Source organism: Dellaglioa sp. CoH-56-MRSF-12, from assembly GCF_056782075.1.
The window spans coordinates 1-257 of the sequence record NZ_JBXAYD010000130.1; the positions used below are offsets into that span (position 1 = coordinate 1).

At 63.4% G+C, this 257-nt stretch carries 1 protein-coding gene; it reads left to right on the forward strand.

All coding sequences use genetic code 11. From position 1 onward, the window contains the following. Positions 1-257, forward strand: a 257-nt coding sequence (locus tag AC1RPY_RS08045) for a hypothetical protein (RefSeq protein WP_481763160.1), incomplete at both ends; no start/stop codon positions are given.

Consider the following 257-nt stretch of genomic DNA (forward strand, 5'->3'; position numbering starts at 1 on the left):
AGCTGGAGCAAGTGCGCCGTGATGCTGACGAGGCTGAACGCAACTATGACCTGAACCGTGCTGCAGAACTGCGCTACGGCAAACTCGCCGACCTCGAGCAGCGGCTCGCTGCCGAGGAGGAGCGGCTCTCCGAGAAGCAGGGGAAGAACCGACTCCTCCGGGAGGAGGTCACTGAGGAAGAGATCAGCGAGATCGTCGCCGCGTGGACCGGGATTCCCGTGGCCCGGCTCCAGGAAGGTGAACGGCAGAAGGTTCTT